The sequence below is a fragment of the Telluria antibiotica genome (genome assembly GCF_011682055.1).
In the GTDB taxonomy this organism is placed as follows: Bacteria; Pseudomonadota; Gammaproteobacteria; order Burkholderiales; family Burkholderiaceae_D; genus Telluria; species Telluria antibiotica.
The window spans coordinates 123,281-140,227 of record NZ_JAAQOM010000007.1 but is presented as its reverse complement, the minus strand read 5'-3'; the positions used below and the strand labels follow the sequence as shown (position 1 = coordinate 140,227).

The 16,947-nt window shown below is 69.5% G+C and carries 13 protein-coding genes; 5 read left to right on the top strand and 8 right to left on the bottom strand.

Annotated elements, in window-relative coordinates:
• Positions 1–6 precede the first annotated feature (6 nt).
• The 3 genes from HAV22_RS13150 to HAV22_RS13135 all read left to right on the top strand — a co-directional run bounded on the left by HAV22_RS13150 (position 7) and on the right by HAV22_RS13135 (position 4,665).
• Entirely contained in the window at positions 7–3,042 is a 3,036-nt protein-coding gene (locus HAV22_RS13150; protein WP_166859533.1) for a sensor histidine kinase, read from the top strand.
• A 179-nt stretch (positions 3,043–3,221) separates the two neighbouring features.
• Positions 3,222–4,007 carry an SDR family NAD(P)-dependent oxidoreductase gene (locus HAV22_RS13140; RefSeq protein ID WP_166859532.1) on the top strand — a complete coding sequence of 262 codons (786 nt, stop codon included), beginning with the start codon at positions 3,222–3,224 and terminating at the stop codon, positions 4,005–4,007.
• A 7-nt stretch (positions 4,008–4,014) separates the two neighbouring features.
• Positions 4,015–4,665: a TetR/AcrR family transcriptional regulator gene (locus HAV22_RS13135; protein ID WP_166859531.1), complete on the top strand. Its 651-nt coding sequence runs from the start codon at positions 4,015–4,017 to the stop codon at positions 4,663–4,665.
• Positions 4,666–4,673: 8 nt separating this feature from the next.
• Here HAV22_RS13135 and pdxR read toward each other — a convergent pair whose 3' ends face one another.
• Entirely contained in the window at positions 4,674–6,116 is a 1,443-nt protein-coding gene (pdxR, locus tag HAV22_RS13130) for a MocR-like pyridoxine biosynthesis transcription factor PdxR (protein ID WP_166859691.1), read from the bottom strand.
• Positions 6,117–6,206: 90 nt separating this feature from the next.
• Between pdxR and HAV22_RS13125 the strand changes: the two genes are divergently transcribed.
• Complete coding sequence (locus HAV22_RS13125) at positions 6,207–6,857, top strand: pyridoxamine 5'-phosphate oxidase family protein (RefSeq protein WP_166859530.1); 651 nt, start codon at positions 6,207–6,209, stop codon at positions 6,855–6,857.
• Here HAV22_RS13125 and HAV22_RS13120 read toward each other — a convergent pair.
• Positions 6,847–7,596: a DUF3108 domain-containing protein gene (locus HAV22_RS13120; protein WP_371869652.1), complete on the bottom strand. Its 750-nt coding sequence runs from the start codon at positions 7,594–7,596 to the stop codon at positions 6,847–6,849. The two genes, HAV22_RS13125 and HAV22_RS13120, sit on opposite strands and share 11 nt — an antisense overlap.
• A gap of 22 nt (positions 7,597–7,618) precedes the next feature.
• Complete coding sequence (locus HAV22_RS13115; protein ID WP_166859529.1) at positions 7,619–8,785, bottom strand: DUF3108 domain-containing protein; 1,167 nt, start codon at positions 8,783–8,785, stop codon at positions 7,619–7,621.
• Positions 8,786–8,907: 122 nt separating this feature from the next.
• On the opposite strand from HAV22_RS13115, the gene HAV22_RS13110 reads away from it, so the two are divergent.
• Entirely contained in the window at positions 8,908–9,717 is an 810-nt protein-coding gene (locus HAV22_RS13110; protein ID WP_208296179.1) for a PhaM family polyhydroxyalkanoate granule multifunctional regulatory protein, read from the top strand.
• Between the two features lie 125 nt (positions 9,718–9,842).
• Here HAV22_RS13110 and HAV22_RS13105 read toward each other — a convergent pair whose 3' ends face one another.
• The 5 genes from HAV22_RS13105 to HAV22_RS13085 form a co-directional block, all read right to left on the bottom strand.
• Entirely contained in the window at positions 9,843–12,002 is a 2,160-nt protein-coding gene (locus HAV22_RS13105; RefSeq protein ID WP_166859528.1) for a xanthine dehydrogenase family protein molybdopterin-binding subunit, read from the bottom strand.
• Positions 12,003–12,102: 100 nt separating this feature from the next.
• Positions 12,103–13,782, bottom strand: a complete 1,680-nt coding sequence (locus tag HAV22_RS13100) for a tetratricopeptide repeat protein (protein ID WP_166859527.1) — start codon at positions 13,780–13,782, stop codon at positions 12,103–12,105.
• A complete protein-coding gene (locus HAV22_RS13095) occupies positions 13,779–14,504 on the bottom strand; it encodes a sensor histidine kinase (RefSeq protein ID WP_166859526.1) in 726 nt (241 codons plus the stop codon). The genes HAV22_RS13100 and HAV22_RS13095 overlap by 4 nt, the downstream gene beginning before the upstream one ends.
• 70 nt (positions 14,505–14,574) lie before the next feature.
• Positions 14,575–16,233, bottom strand: coding sequence for an FAD-dependent 5-carboxymethylaminomethyl-2-thiouridine(34) oxidoreductase MnmC1 (gene mnmC1, locus HAV22_RS13090; RefSeq protein WP_166859525.1), 1,659 nt, complete (start codon positions 16,231–16,233; stop codon positions 14,575–14,577).
• 4 nt (positions 16,234–16,237) lie between these two features.
• Positions 16,238–16,801 (bottom strand): DNA-3-methyladenine glycosylase I, encoded by a 564-nt coding sequence (locus HAV22_RS13085; RefSeq protein ID WP_166859524.1) that lies wholly within the window; start codon positions 16,799–16,801, stop codon positions 16,238–16,240.
• Between the last annotated feature and the right edge of the window lie 146 nt (positions 16,802–16,947).

Here is a 16,947-nt window from a genome sequence, read left to right as displayed (position 1 = left end):
ATCTGGATGCAACGATTCTTCTGCGCGCTGCTCGGCTTCGTCTCGAGCGGGGCGGCTTGCGCGCAAGACCCCGGCCCGACGTTCGCCGACTACAATCACGCCGTCTGGACCGCCAGCGACGGTGCGCCGGTCCAGGTCACGCGCATGGCGCAGACGCCCGACGGCTGGCTGTGGCTGGGCACGCCGAACGGCCTGTACCGCTTCGATGGCGTCCGCTTCTACCCGTTCGCCGCGGCCAACGGCGCGCACTTGCTGAGTCCCCGGATCTCCGAACTGGCGGCCCAGCCCGACGGCGATCTGTACATCGGCTACGAGGACCACGGCCTGAGCGTCCTCCACGCGGACGGCAGGCTCGATCATCTCGCTCCGGCAACGAAGGACAGCCCCGTCCACTGGACCAATGACGTGAAACGCGATCGCGACGGGACGCTGTGGGTGGCCACGTCGTATGGGTTGCGCCATCTGCAGGACGGGCGCTGGTCGACGCTCGGCGCGGCGCAAGGCTGTCCCGACAAGGATGTCGTGATCGCGCTCGCCCCCGACGGCCAGTTATGGGCCGCAAAGCACAACCAGCTGTTCCGCTACGACCGCACCACGGGCCGCTGCGCTCCCACTGAACTGCGCAACGCAAACGGCGGGCTGCCGGAGCGCATCGAGGGATTCCGGATGTCGCCGGACGGCCGGCTCTGGGCGGGTGCGGACAGGTATCTTGCGCTCGTCGCGGCGCCGGCTGCCGGCGCTGCCGTGCCGCCGCGCTACCTCGGCCAGGGATCGGGCAGCACGGCCGTTTTCGACCGCGCCGGCAACCTGTGGGCACTGCGTTGCCCGACCGGCGTCTGCCTGGCTGGCTCCGCGGGCAAGCGCACGGGCGACTTCATCGACCTGGCCGCGGCGACGACGGCCCGGCTCGACCAGCGTGGCCAGTTGGGCTCACTGGCGCCGCGCGTCGTCTTCGAAGACCGCGAAGGCGACATCTGGCTCGGCTCGCCGACCGGCATCGAGCGCTTCCGCCGCAATACCCTGCGCCCCCTGGAACTGCCGGCGATCAAGGGCGATTTCCATGTCGCACCCGATGCCGACGGCAGCGTGTGGGTGGTCGCGCCCCAGGAAAAGCGCGGATGGCGCTACGATCCCGCCGCGCGCCGCCTCACGCCGCTACCGGGCAAGTATCGGGGCGCCACCGTCGGTCCGGACGGCACGGTCGTCCTCCTCCGGGAAGACGGCATCACGCTGCGGCGCGCCGGTGTCGAGACCCACGTCGATCTCCCGGGCCCCATGGCGAGGGCCGCCTGGGCACGCAGCGACGGCGAACGTGTCTGGCTCGGTGGATTCGACGTGCCGATCCAGCTCTGGGATGGCCGCGCCTGGACGACGCTGCGCGCGTTGGCCGGGGCCGAATTCGTGTTCAGCGCACCAGGCAATCGCGGCCAGATGTGGCGTGCGCTTGCCGATGGGCGCCTCGTGCTGTTCGAGGGTGGGCATGTGCGGACGACCTACGACCGGGCCGCGCAGGACGGCATCGGCGAGGTGACGTCCGTGGCGGCCGAGCCGGAACTGGTTGTCGGCGGCACGGACGGGCTGGCCGTATTGCACGCCGGGCGGTTCCGCCGGCTGCGCGCGCTGCGCGACGACGTGCTGCGCCGTGTCACCGGCTTTGTCGTGGCACCCGACGGCGCCCGCTGGCTCAATGGCGGCACGGGCTTGCTGCGTGTCGAGGCGAGCGATTGGCGCCGGGCGGTGGAGACGGGCGCGCCGCTGCGCTATGCGCTGATGGGCATACGCGACGGCTACACGGGCACCGCCGCCGGCGTGGTCTCGCTGCGGATGGTGAACGGCCGATTGTGGGTGACGACGACGGACGGCATCGTCGAGGCCGACCTGGCGCCGCGCGACGTCACGCCGCCCGCGCCGCAACCGTCGCTGCTCGCCGTGACCGGGGACGACGTCGCCTACGCGCCGACACAGCCGCCCGCGATCCGCGCCGGCACGACCCGCCTGCGCTTCGACTTCACCGCGCCCGCCCTGTGCCGCCCCGAACGCGTCGTGTTCAGCTACCGGCTCGACGGCGTGGACGACGCGTGGCAGACCGGTACGGAACGCAGCGCCACCTACACGGGTCTCGGTCCGGGCCACTATCGTTTCCGCGTGCGTGCCATGAACGAGGACGGCGCGTGGAGCGGCAACGAACGAACGCTCGACCTGCACATCGCGCCGACCCTCGTGCAGACCGTCTGGTTCAAGCTGACGTGCATCGGGGCCGGCGTGCTGCTGCTCTGGCTCGGCTACTGCCTGCGCGTGCGCTACCTGACCCGCACCCTCACCGCGCGCCTGGGCGCGCAGCTGGAAGAACGCGAACGCATCGCACGCGACCTGCACGACACGGTGCTGCAGACGTTCCAGGGCTTCGTGCTGAAGGTGGAAACGATCCTGCCCGAATCCGAATCCGGGATGGGCGACGCGCTGCGACGCAGCCTGGGCGACGCCACCTACGCCATCCGGGAAGGCCGCGACAAGATCACCGCGTTGCGGGCGATTGAGCGCAAGGGACCGCCATTGCACGAGTACCTGCGCATGGTGGGCGAGCAGGACGCCGGGCCGGGCCAGCGGTTCACGCTGCGCTGCGTGGGCGAGGCACGGGCGCTGCATCCGATCGTCGAGCAGGAGTTGTGCGCCATCGGACGCGAAGCCTTGCGCAACGCCTTCCGCCATGCGGATGCGCAGCAGCACGACGTGATCGTCGAGTACGGCGCGCGTGCCCTCGTGCTGACCGTGCGGGACGACGGACGCGGCATCGACCTCGATGCCGGCGCGAAGCACGGCCACTGGGGCCTGCCCGGCATCGAAGAACGCGCGCGCCTCATCCATGCGGACGCCGTCCTGCGCACGGCGCCCGGTGCCGGGACGACGTGGCGGATCGACATCAAGGCGGCGCTGGCGTATGCGGATGGCCGGCGCCGCATGCGCTGGCCCCGCTTGTTTACATCGGTTACATCGGCGGCTGTCCGTTGGATGCACTCGGCCCCGCGTCCACCGGCAAGTTAACGCCTGTAATCAGGCGCGCATCGTCGCTTGCCAGGAAGGCCATCACTGCCGCCACGCCTTCCGGATCCTCGGTGTCCCCGACAACACCAGACACCGCCCGCTTGACTAATGACCGCCGGTCATTCAATAATGACGCATTACTGACCAATGGTCATCTATTTAAACCGGGAGGAAAAGCGATGCGGGATCTGGAAGGACAATGGGCTTTGGTGACGGGCGCGTCGAGCGGCTTCGGTGTCGACTTCGCACATCTGCTGGCCGCGCGTGGCGCCAACGTGGTGCTGGCGGCCCGCTCGGTGGAGCCGATGGACAAGCTGGCGATCGAACTGCAGGCACGACATGGCGTGCGGACTCACGTCGTCGGTATCGACCTGGCGCGGCCGGGCGCCGGCACGGCATTGCACGACCGCCTGGCCGCGGCGGGCATCACCGTCGACGTCCTGATCAACAACGCGGGCTACGGCGTGTATGGCGAGTTCCTGTCGCAGCCGCTCGACCGCACGCTCGACATGATGCAGCTGAACATGCTGTCGCTGACCGAGCTGACCCACGTGTTCGCCCGCGCGATGACGGCACGCGGCCGCGGGCACATCCTGCTCGTGGCCAGCATCGGGGGCTACCAGGCCACGCCGACCTACGCGGCCTATAGCGCGACCAAGGCCTACGTCCTGCTGTTCGGCGAGGCGCTGCATGAAGAATTGAAACCGCGTGGCGTGACCGTCACCGTGCTGTCGCCCGGGATCACGGCGACCCGTTTCCTGGACGTCTCGGGCCAGAAGCCCACGCTGTACCAGCGCCTCGTGATGATGCGCAGCCGTCCGGTGGCGCTGACGGGTCTGAAGGCCTTATACTCCGGACGCGCGTCGATCGTGCCCGGCTGGCTGAACGCTTTGACGGCATGGTCGAACCGCCTCATGCCGCGCGTGGTGCAGCGGCGTGTTGCCTTTGCGTTGATGAAGAATTAGGAGTGCCGTGGCCCGTACCGCACTGAGTGACGACGAACGAGAAAGCCGCCGGCAGGTGGTGCTGGCGGCGGCGCACCGGCTGTATCGCGAGCGCGGCGCCTTGCCGCCCGTGGCCGATATCGCCAGCGCCGCGGGACTGGCCAAGGGTACGGTCTACCTGTACTTCAGGACCAAGGAAGAAATCTTCGTGGCGCTTCTGGAGGACGGGTTCGCACGGATGTTCGCGGCGCTGGAGCCCCTGCTGGACAGTCTGCCGCGCGGCGGCGCGGCCGTCGCCGGCGCGTTCGCTGCCGGTTTCGGCCGGCTGATCGCGGGCAGTGGCGACCTGCTGCCGCTGGCAGCCCTGGGCAACGCCATCCTCGAGCAGAACCTGCCGGTCGAACCCATGCGACGCTTCAAGCTGGCCCTCGCGAACGGCCTTGCGGCAAGCGGTGCGCGCCTCGAGGCGCATACCGGCCTGACGCCACCCGGCAGCGGCGAGACCCTCCTGCTGCGCACTTATGCGCTCACGCTCGGCCTGTGGCAGGCACTGTCGTATCCGGCCGCGCTCCGATCCCTGCTGCAGGAACCGGGGCTGCGCGGCCTCGACCGCGACTTCGGCACCGAGCTGGAAGGCGCCGTCGCTGCGCTGTGGCTCGGCCACTTCAACGGGACCTGAGACCCGGATCAGGTCAGCGCGCCCGCCAGCTTAGCGACCAGCGCATCCATGCGCTCCACCGGCACCTGCGCATAACCGAGCAGCAATCCATTGGCCACCGGTCCACCGGGCACCGCGTGCGCCGACAACGCGTTCACGACGATCCCCTGCTCCCGCGCCCGCCGCACGATCTCGACGTCCGCAACGCCATCGGACGGCAGGCACAACGCCAGATGCATCCCGGCGGAGGCGCCTTCGATGACGGCATGACCGTCCAGATGCCGGTCGAGCGCCTCCACCAGCGCGTCGCGCCGCTGCCGATACAGCCGCCGCATGCGCCGCAGGTGCAGCGCGAACTCGCCGCTGCGCAGGAATTCAGCCAGCGCCAGCTGCTCCGCCGTACGCCCCGCCGCCGCCGACTGCGCGCGCATGGCGGCGAGCTGCGGCGCCAGCCCGGCCGGCACGACGACGAACCCGATGCGCAGCGCGGGGAACATCGTCTTGCTGAACGTCCCGCAGTACAGCACGGGCGCATCGGCCACGAGGCCCTGCATGGCCGCGAGCGGCGGGCCCTCGTGGCGGAATTCGCTGTCGTAGTCGTCCTCGACGATCAGGGCGCCGGCCGCGCGCGCGCCGTCGATCAGCGCCATGCGCCGCGCGGCCGACGTCACCACGCCGATCGGGTACTGGTGCGACGGCGTCGTGTAGACCAGCTTCGGGCGGCGCGCGGTCCAGTCTTGCAGCGATGGCGCCATGCCCTCGCCGTCGACCGCGATACCTTCGACGATGAGGCCTGCGCCCCGGAATGCGGCCAGCGCGCCGCCGTAGCCCGGGCTCTCGATCCAGGCGGTGTCGCCCGCGTCCGCGCAGGCGCGCGCGCACAGGTCGAGGCTTCCCTGCGTGCCGTCCGTGATGAACACCTGGCCCGGCTCGCACACGACGCCGCGCGACGCGCGCAGGTAGTCCGCGATCGCCGTGCGCAGCGCCGGCTCGCCGGCCGCATCGCCGTAGTTCAGCTGGTGGGCGGACAGGCCACGCCAGGCGCGGTCCAGCAGGCGGCGCCACTGCGCAAGGGGGAACGCGCGCAGATCGGGCACGCCGGGCGTGAACGGCAGCGCGTCGCCGGCATTGCCGTTCACGACGCGCAGATTCTGCGCGCGGCGGGCCAGGCCGGCGTGCGGGACGTCGGCGCCGCGCCGGCGCGCCACCGGGGCGATGCGCGCGACCACCGTGCCGCGCCGGTCCGGGATGACGAAACCTTCGCAGGCCAGCTGCTCGTACGCATACAGCACCGTGTTGCGGGCCACACCCAGCTCCTGCGCGAGCGCGCGCGTGGCGAGCAGGCGCGTGCCGGCGGCGAGTGTGCCGTCGCGGATCGCGGCACGCAGGCATTCGTGCAGCAGGCGCTGGCGCGGCCAGGCGTTGCGGGCGTTGTCGCGGCCGAAGGTGTCCAGCAGCAGGGCGTAGTCCATCATGGCTCCATGAAATTGTGCGGCCCTGGGTCTGTTACCAGGGCCATCACGGCCATTATAGTGCGGCTTCCACCCCTACTTTCGAGGCCAATGAACACTGCTCCTTCCTCCCGCACCCAGGTCAAGCGCGGCGCATCCAAGGCGTCCTACGATCCTGCCCTGCTGCACGCCATCGTCGATGCCGCCTACCTCTGCCACATCGCGTTCGCCGACGCGCACGGCGCGCACTGCATCCCCACCGCCTGCTGGCGCAGCGGCGACCATCTGTACATCCATGGATCGAACGGCAGCCGCATGGTGCAGCGCCTGACGGAGCAGGACTGCTGCGTGACGATCACGCACCTGGACGGCCTCGTGCTCGCGCGCTCCGCCTTCAACCACTCGATGAATTACCGCAGTGCGATGGTCTACGGTCGCTTCGAGATCGTCGGGGAACCCGCCAAGCGCCAGGCGCTCGCCGACTTCATGGAGCACATCGCGCCGGGCCGGCAAGCCGAGATCCGCGCCGGGAACGACAAGGAATTCGCGGCGACGACCGTACTGCGCATCGCGCTCGCCGAGGCCGCGTGCAAGGTCCGCACGGGCGCGCCGGACGACGACGAGGAAGACATGCACATCGCCGCCTGGGCAGGCGTGCTGCCGCTCGCCGAGGCGCGCGGGACGCCCGTGCCGGACGCGCATTGCACGACGCCGGCGCCGGGCTACGTGCGCGGCTGGGCGACTGACTGCGTTACTTCCTGACGATCCGCTCGAGCGTCTGCTCGACGTAGTCGCGGTCGTTGTCGGTGAAGCGCAGCTTGACGGGATACCACTCGTGGCCGGGGGCCAGCCAGATGTCCAGCGTCTGGTCCTTGGAGTCGGGCGGCGGCGCGCGCATCACGTGGACGGCGTCCACTTCCCCCAGCGACGGCCCGGCCCGGACCTTTTCGCGGCCGACGACGCGGAACGTCCACGGGTCGGCATCGTGCGGGCCGACGACGAAGAACTGCCATTCCGAGCCCGGCTTGAACTTGTCCTTCGCGGCCCGGGCGATGGCCACCAGCTGCCAGGACACGGACGCGCGGTCCTGCTCGCCGCCCTTGACCGGGTAGTTCTTGTCGCCCTGGCTGAAGGTGATCGTCTTGTCGTCGCGGTCGAACGCGGCCGTCGTCGGGTCCTTGCGGAAACGCTTGTCGAAGTACTCGGTCGGGGCCAGGCCATACGCATCCACGATGCCGGTGCTGCGGTTCTCCGTCAGCTTTCCCAGCATCGCCACGCGCGACTCGGCGTTGACCGAATACTTGCCCGCGCCCGCGCGCCACGTGACGAGCGCATCGCCGCTCAAGTTGAACCCGTGCTGGCGTGCGGAGATCGAATAGTTCAGGTCGGCCGACGGCGGCAGGTCGAACGGACGCTTGACGGCCGGATGCTCTTCCGCCGCCTGCGCATGGCCGCCCAGCGCCGCCATCAGTACCAGGCTCGCGCCTGCCAGTTTCAACACATTCTTCAATTCAAGCTCCTGCTCATTTGATTGCGATATTGTTCACGGTCTGCGTCGTCACGGCCCCGCTCGCCTCGACGTTGCGGATCTGGACCGGATACCAGCCGTAACCGGGCGCCAGCCACAATTCCAGGCGCGAGTTGTACGAGCCGGGCTTGGGCGGCCGCACGAGATGCCACGTCGCGATGCGGCCCAGGCGGGTGTCGATCTGTTCCTGTCCGGCCACCATGAAGGTAAAAACGCTTGCGTCGCGATCTTCGCCGACAAGGATGTCGATATTTCCCGACAATTGTTTCGGATCGGCGCGCGCGATGGCCGTCAGTTGCAGCGGCACGCTGGCCTTGTCCTGCGCGCCCGGCACGAGCGGATACTTCGCCGCCGACGCCGAAAACGTCAGCGTGCCGTCCTGGCGATTGAAATGCGTCGCCGTCATGGCGCGCCCGCGCCGCTTCTCCGTCATCAAGGTGGGGACGAATCCTTCGTCTCCAACCGTCCCCTCGCTGGTCAGGGTCAGCAGGTTCACGTGCGCGAACAGCACGCCGATGCCGGCCTCGACCTGGACCCGGTAGCTGGACGGCGTCACCCGCCACGACAGCAGCGCATCGCCGCTCCACTTCGTGCCGTTCGCGTCCGTGCGCGCGACGTCGAGCTTGATGTCGGCCGACGGCGGCATGTCGACCTTGTAATGACGCGTTTCCGGCGCCGCGGCCGCAGGCTTCGCGGCCGCGTCGGCCTGGGCATTCGTTTGTGCAGGCGCCTCTTGTTTCGCTGGCTGCCCCGATTGTACGGCTCCCGGGCCGGCGGCGGCGCCATCCTGCCCCGTTTGCCGCCCTGCGGCGGCGACAGCGTCCGTTTCCGGCGTCGGCGCGGGCGCGCCGGCAGCGGATGCGCTGGCGTCGGCCGTGCCGGCAGCAGCAGGCGGCGGCGCGAGCTCGACCGGCACAGGGGCCACCTCCGGCAACGGCGGCTGCACCAGCGCCGGCCGCGGCGGCGGCACGGGCGGTGGCGGGGGCGGCTTGGGCGCCTCGACCAATTCCGCCACGGTCACGCGTGCAGCGCGGAAGGCCCGCTCGGGCACGTGGCCCATCTGGCCCGCGAACCAGCGAAACACGAGCACGTGCAGCACGACCGTGAGGGCACCGAGCACCAGTTGCCGGCGGCGACGGATGAGAGCATGGGCGGTACTCATCCGCCTAGTGTAGCCGGTCCGCCGGCGCGGGGCCGTCCGCACGCGTCGCCGCATATCCATTCGCATCTATGTCCGGTCTTATTTATCTGTTACGCTAGCGGCGACCAATCAGGGAGACCACCATGCTGAAACCCTCCGCGCCCATGCCTGGCATGACGGACACGCTCGACTTCGTCAAGAACCTGTGGGGATCGATGCAGATCCCCGGCACCGGCCTGCCCGGCATGCCCGGGATCGCGACGCCCCCCATGTCGACCGACGACCTGGAGAAACGGATCGCCGACTTGCGGGCCGTCGAATCCTGGCTAAACCTGAATCTCACGATGCTGCGCGGAACCATCCAGACCCTCGAGGTGCAGCGCGGCACGCTGGCGACCTTGAAATCGATGGGCGCGTCGATGGCCGAAGCGATGCGCCAGTCCGGCGTCAGCGCGGAAAAGATGGGCGCCACGCCGTTCGCGGCCTTCTTCGGTGCGCCGGCCCAGGGCGGTGCTGCAGCGAAGACGGCGGCACCGGCCGCGCCCGCTGTGAAACCGGGTGCGCCGGCACCGTTTGTGGCCGCGCCGGGCGCAGCCGATGCAGGCAACGCGAGCAGCACGGGCGGCGGCGGCACGGCACAGCCGGGCACGGCGGCACCGCAAGCATCCGCCGCACCGGACCCGCAGGCCAACGCGGCGTCGATGGCGATGCCGGCCGCCGTCGCGTGGTGGAACATGTTGCAGGATCAATTTACGCAGGCAGTTGCGAGTGCGATGGCGCCGGCACCGGCACCGGCACCGGCACCGGCCGAGAATGCCGGTGGTGCGCCCAAGGCGGAGCCGGCTCAACCTGCGCCGAAAGCCGGCAACGGCGCGACGAGCGCCGGCAACGGCAGCGAGGGCGGCAACGGCAAGCGTCCGAGCCGGTCCAAGACGGATAAAGGCGCGCCGTAAGATACGACGACGTATCCTGGCAGTCCCACTTCCCCGACACGTGGGACACGTACGACCGGCTCGCGCCCGTCATCGCGCAACGCTACGCCGAATGGAAGCGGCAGCCGGGCTGATCCGGCGCGAACTCACGCCGCATCGAGGTCGAACGGCAGCTTGCGCAAGCGCTTGCCGGTGAGCCTGAACACGGCGTTGGCGAAGGCCGGCGCCAGCGGCGGCAGGCCCGGCTCGCCCATGCCGCTGGGCGGCTCGCCGGACGGCACGATGAACACGTCCACGTGCGGCATGTCCGGCATGCGCGCCACCGTGTAATCGCCGAAATTCCTCTGTTCGACGGCACCGTCCTTGAACGTGACGGCGGCACCCGGCAACGTCGTGCCGACGGCCATCAGCACGGCGCCCTGCACCTGCGCCTCGATCGCGAGCGGATTGACGGCCAGGTTGCAATGCACGCCGGCCGTGACCTTGTGCAGCCTGGGCAGACCCTTCTCCACCGACGCTTCGACCACGTAGGCCACGACGCTGCCCGCCATCCCGTGCATGGCCACGCCCCAGGCTCGGCCGACGGGCAGCGTCCGTGTGCCATAGCCGGACTTCGCCACGGCCAGGTCGAGCGCCGCCAGATGCCGCGGCTTCGTCGCACCCAGCAGCTTGCGCCGGTACGCGACGGGATCGACGCCGGCCGCATGGGCCGCCTCGTCCACCAGCGTCTCCATCACGAAGGCCGTGTGCGTGGAGGCCGAGCCGCGCCACCACAGCACGGGCACGTTCGCCTTGGGGTGGTGGACCGACAGGTTCACAGGTAAGTCATACATCCCCGCGATGCCTTCCGTCGTCGTGGAATCGATGCCGTCCTTGATCAACGCGCCTTCGAACGGCGTGCCGGCACTGATGGCCTGGCCGACGATCACGTGGTTCCACGCGACGACGTCGCCGTCGGCATCGAGCCCGATATCGACCTTGTGGACGTGTGACGGGCGATAGTAGCCGCCCCTGATGTCGTCTTCGCGGCTCCAGACGACTTTCACGGCCCCCCGTCCGTACGCCTTCGCGACGTTGACGGCTTCGACCAGGTCGTCCGACGTCGTCACCCCGCGCCGGCCGAAACCGCCGCCCGACATCATCGTGTGCAATGTGACGCGCTCCGGCGCCAGGCCCGTGGCGGTGGCGATGGCGGCGCGGTCAAAGGTCTGGAACTGCACGCCGGCCCACACCGTGCACCGGTCGCCCTGGAGATCGACCACGCAATTGACCGGCTCCATCGGGGCGTGCGCCAGGTAGGGAAATTCGTAGACGGCCGCAATCGTCTTCGGTGCCGATGCCAGCCGGCCGGTGTCTGCCACGCTGGCCGGCAAGCCCGGGCTCGCGGCGAGCGCACGGTACGCGCGCATCTGCCGGCTTGAATCCGGCTTGTCGACTGCGCTCGTGTCCCAATCGATCGCCAGCGCGGCGCGGCCCTGGGTCGCGGGCCAGTAACCGTCCGCGATGACGGCCACGCCGCGGCCGCCACTGCCCGCCGCTACCTCGACCACGTCGACGACGCCCTTGATCGCCCTGGCCTTGGCGGCGTCGACGCTGCGCACCCGCGCGCCGAACACGGGCGGGCGCGCGATCACGGCCACCTTCATGCCGGGCAGCGCGAAGTCGATGCCGAACTGCTGCCTGCCGCTCGCCTTCGCGCGTGCATCGAGGCGGAGGAATGGCTTGCCGATGCAGCGGAAATCCTTCGCGTCCTTCAGCTTGACCGTCGCCGGCACGGGCTGCGCCATCGCGGCATCGGCCAGCGCGCCATAACGGGCCTTGCGGCCGCCGGGGCCGAAGACGACGCCCTTCGCCGTCGTGCACTGCGCCGCCTCGACCTGCCACCGCTCGGCCGCCGCCGCGACCAGCATCGCGCGGGCGCGGGCGCCGATTTCGCGGTAGTGCGTGAACGAGTGCGACACGGAGATCGAACCGCCCGTCATCTGGATGCCGAACAGCGGATCGTTGTAGGCGCTGGCCGCGGGCGCCAGCGCGCCGCGCATCTGCGACCAGTCCGCGTCGAGTTCTTCGGCGATCAGCATTGGCAGCGCCGTGTGCACGCCCTGGCCGAATTCGAGGCGGTCGACCATCACCGTGATCGTGCCGTCCGGCGCGATGCGCAGGAACGCGTTGGGTGCGGCGGGTGCCGTCGCGCCCGCGCGCGCGGCGCCGGGCACGACGAAGCCCAGTACAAGCCCGCCGGCGGACTTCAGGAAGCCGCGGCGCGACACGCCGTTCGGGGATGGGTTCGTCCATTCGATGCGCATGCAGCCCTCCGCAGTTAGTCAGGCCGAAATTCTCACACGGCGGTCCGCGCCGCCGGCGTTATGATTTTCACCAGATCGCGTAGCGGAATTTACTGGCCGATCAAGCCACCTCATCCACCGCCCCACGCTCCGCCACCGGCTGCAACTGCGCCAACTGCTCCATGAGTTGCGCAAAACGCTGCTGCCCCGGCAGCAGCCGGTCGACGTGGTGCAGCACGTCGTAGGCTTCGGCGGACAGCGCCGTGTCGTAGCCGTGCTGCTGCAGGTGCGAGACGAGGATCTGGGCCGCGTTGAACAGGATGCGCTGGTTGTTCGGGACCTTCTTGCGCGCCTCGCGCATCCACGTCACGGCGTCCTTCAGCTTGCCCGTCTTCCACAGCAGCACGCCCTGGTTCATCAGGTCCGTCGCTTCCTTCTTCGATGCGCGGATCAGTTCCAGGCCCTCGTCGCCCAGGCGCGCCTTTTCGAAGATCTTCTGCACCTCGTCGAGCAGCAGCGGATTGTCGTGGTTGTTGCGGATGACGTAGCACAGCAGGTCGGCCGGCGCGTCCTTCACGCCGACGGCGAACAGCAACGTGGCCAGTTCCAGGCAGGTCGGGATGTCGGGCCGGTTGTCCGTCGCGTTCAGCAGGGCTTCCAGCTCGTCGCCCGCCTTGCGCGCGCGCCGGTAGTCGCCGCTCTCGTGGTAGACGAGGCCCTCCGTGATCTTCGAGCGCAGCGCGATGTCCGGATGGTCCGCGGCGAATTCGCGCTGGGCTTGCGCCAGCAGCTGCAACGCTTCCTTCGCGTCGTTCTTCTGGCCGCACACGCGTGCCAGCCCGAGGTAGGCGTCGGGCGTCTTCATGATCGAGTATTCGCCGATCGCGATGCACTTGCGGAAGGCCTTCTCCGCGATCTGCACATTGCCCACCTTGAGCGCGACGTTCCCGAGGTTGCGCTGGCGCGGCACGGAATTCGGCGACAGCTTCGCGGCCCGTTCGAGGATGGCGCAGGCCTCGTCCAGCTTCCCCATGTTCTGGTACGCGAGCGCGAGCTGGTCGTAGGCGTCGATGTAGTAGCGGTTCTCCGCGATCACGCTCTGGAAGGCCTGGCGCGCCTGCTCGAATTCGCCGTTGGCCATGCGGATCTTGGCGATGCCGGAGCGCGCCCACTGGTATTCGCGCTGTTCCAGCACGCGCTCGTACACCTCGCGCGCCCGATCCGGCTCGCCGCTCTTCTCCATCAGCTTCGCCTTCATGCGCAACAGGTCGATCTCGTGCGCCTTGTGCACTTCCATCGCCGCGTCGCACATGCGCGCCGCGCGCAGGTAGTCCTTCTCGGCGTAGGCCTGGTCGATGAGGCGGAAGACCTGCTTCTTGTGCCACACGCGGTTCAGGCGCGTGAGCAGCACGCCTTCCGTGATCGGCTTGATCAGGTAGGCGTCCGGCTGGTGCTCGGCCGCGCCCATCACCGATTCCACGCTCTTCTCGGCCGACACCATCAGCCACACGGTGCTCGGGTTGACGAGGTTGCGCACGCGCGCTTCCTCCAGCACCTGCTGGCCGTTCTTGCCGTCGCCGAGGTTGTAGTCGCACAGGACGACGTCGTAGCGGATGCGCGCGAGCAGCCCCATCGCCTCGCCGCCGGACGATGCCTGGTCGATGTTCTTCGCGCCCAGGCTGCGCAAGGCTTCGCGCAGCAGCTGGCGCACGCCGACGAAATCGTCGACGACGAGGTAGTTCTTGCCGGCCCAGTCGATCTCGGTCACCGTCTTCACCGGCGCGTTCCCGGGTGCGTTCATGGCAGGTTCAGGATGAAACAGCCGCCGCCGTAACGCCCGCCGTTCTCGAGACGGAGCAGGCCGCGGCGCTCGCGGTGGCGGTGCATGCGCGCGACTTCGCTCGAAAAATACAGCCCCAGGCCCGCGCTGTTCGTGAGGAAGTTCATGCCGGCCGCCGTATCGCGTGTCGCGATCGCGCCCGCCTTCAGCAGCGCCGGCGGATAACCGGGGCCGTTGTCTTCCACGCGCAGTTCGAGCCAGCCGTCGTCCGTTGCGCGGATCGCGAGGCGCACCGTGTCGCACGTGTAGTGGATGGCGTTGTTGATCGCATGCGACAGCACGCCCACGATCAGGTCCTCGTCGAGGTGCCAGACGAGGTCCGCGTCGTAATCCAGCTCCAGCTTCACGCCGCGCGACGTCAGCAGCACACGCTCCAGCGCCACCACCTGGTCGACCAGCTGGCCCAGCTCGAGCGGCTGCATGTCGAACGGGTACGCGGGCGTGCCCACCTGCTTGTACAGCGCCAGCAGCTGCATCAGGTTGTCGTTCAGGCGCTTCGTCTGGTACAGCATGTGCGCCATCTGCGTGTATTCCGGGTCCGTCTGCGCGGCGGGCCGGGAAGAATGCGCGACCAGCAGCCGCTCCAGCGTCCCGGACAGGACGCTGATCGAGTTCTTCATGTCGTGCGCGGTCGAGGCGAGAAACAGGGACAGCTCTGGCGCGTCGGGGGTGTCGTCGTCCATGTCCGGCTCATGTGTGAAATGTTGCTCTGCACACATTATACCTTTGAAACTTTCGGTTTCCCGAAAGAAATCAATTTTCGGACTGCGGACCCCGCGGCGCGCGGCGTGCGCGCAACACGAAGCGGGCCGGATCGAGCGCGTCGACGAGGCTGGCTTCCAGCGGCAGCGGCTCGCCTTCGATCTGTGCGGCCAGCAATTCGGCGGAGAAGCCCGCCCAGATCAGGCCGCGCGACGCATACCCGAGCAACGCGTACAGGCCTGGATGGCGCGGCACGTCGCGCAGGCGCTCGGTGGTGCCGGCCGCGTCGAAGTCCGGCAGGCGGCCGACGAGCGGCAACCGGTCCGGCGCGACGCAGCGAAAGCCCACGCGGCCCTCCAGCGGCGCGTCCCTGGCAGCCTGCGGATCGGACAGCAGGCCGCGCAGGCGCTCCAGGTTTTCCGCGTGACTTTCCGGCGACAGCGCCGGGTTCGGATCGGCATCGTACGTCGCCCCGGCGCTGCACACGCCACCGGCGGCCGGCGTCAGATACGCTTCGCGGCACAGCACGACGGGCAGCTTCGGCACCATCCCGGCGGGCACGTGCGACACCTGCCCGCGCAAGGTCGTCAGGGGCAGCTGCGCAGCCTGCGGCACGGCGACGGCGCCGCTGCCGTTGGCGAGGATCAGGTTCGGCGCGCACGCCACCGTGGCGCCATGCGCATCCGTCAGGCGCCAGCGCTCGCCGGTGCGCTCGATGCGTACGTCGCCCACGCCGAAGCGCCGTTCGAGCCGACCGCCGCACGCTGCCAGCATTGCATCGCACACGCTGCCGGGCCGCGCCCAGCCGGCGCCGCGGAACAGCCAGCCGCCGTCCGGCGCCGGCAGGCCGAGCAAGGCTTCCGCCGCGGGCCGCTCGAGCCACTCGGCGAAATCGGGCGGCAGCGACTTGCCTGCGGCGATGGCGCGCTGCACGTCGGCATGGTCGGCATCGCGCGCGAGCTGCAGCACGCCGCACGTGTCGCCCTCGATGGCGCGGCCGATGCCGCCCAGCCGTTCCCAGTGGCGCAGCGCGTACAGGTAGGCGGCGCGCGTCAGGCGCGTGGGCACGTTGTCGTCCTTCGACAGCAGCGGCATGAAGATGCCGGCCAGGTTGCCCGACGCTTCCATCGCGGGCTGCGGTTGGCGGTCGACGAGGGTCACCTGCCACCCGCGCGCGCACAGGCGTTCGGCGGCGGCGGCACCGGCGATGCCGGCACCGAGCACGATGGCGCGCCGCTCGGGCGCGGGCGGTACCGGCGCGCGCGGCTTGCGGCTGGCGAAGCGCGCGTGCTGGCCACCGGCATCGAACACGAAGCCTTGCGCCGTCAGCGCGTCGATCTGCGCTGGCGTGAGGCCTTGCGCGAGCAGGTGCGCATCCTGCGCGGCCACGCGCGCGACGTGGCGCGCGAAGTCGGTGCCGGCTTGTTCGATGTCGTGCAGGCGGAACAGGTCGACGCGCGCCGTCAGCTGCGCGAGCGCCTCGTCGAGTGGCGCGCTGACCAGGTCGACAGTCAAGCCGGGCTCCGCCTGCGGCAAGCGGTGGAAGCCCGGCAGCAGGTGGTCGCACACGGCGATCACGTGCAGCTTCGGCGAGCGGTGCGGGTCGGTGTTCCAGACGTCGGTCAGGACGCGGATCGCACTCCCGTCGCCGTAATGCGCATCGAAGACGGTGTAACGCGCCCGGCTGCACCAGCATGCGCGATAGTCCATGACATCACCTCCGGCGGCGGCACAGGCAGGCGCGGTCGTGGTCGTCGACCATGCCAATGCCCTGCATGTACGCGTACACGATGGTCGATCCGACGAATTTGAAGCCGCGCTTGCCGAGGTCTTTCGAGATGCGGTCGGACAGGTCGGTGCGGGCCGGCCGCGCGCCGTCGGGCCAGTCGTTGACGATGGGTTGGCCGTCGACGAAGCGCCACAGGTAGTCGTCCAGGGTCAAGCCGTCGTCGCGCAGGCGCAGGTACGCCCGGGCGTTGTTGATGGCGGCCGCGACCTTCAGGCGGTTACGCACGATGCCCGGATTGGCGAGCAGGTCGGCCACCTTCGCGTCGTCGTAGCGCGCGATTTTCCCGGCGTTCCAGCCGTCGAACGCGACACGGTAGTTGTCGCGCTTGTTGAGTATCGTTTCCCACGACAGCCCGGCCTGCGCGCCCTCGAGATTCAGCATTTCGAACAGCGTCGTCTCGTCGTGGCACGGAACGCCCCACTCGTGGTCGTGGTAGGCGATGTAGCGCGGATTGGCCATGTTGGCCCAGGTGCAGCGGATGTCGTTCATACATCAAGTATAAACCTCCGCGACCGCCGCGGCATCATGCTGCGGGGCCGATTTTCATTGTCGATGAATCACTTCGATGACACGTGCGGCCGCTCATCCGCAGCGTCGCCATCGAGGTCATCGCCACCGCCCGCGATGCCGATCCG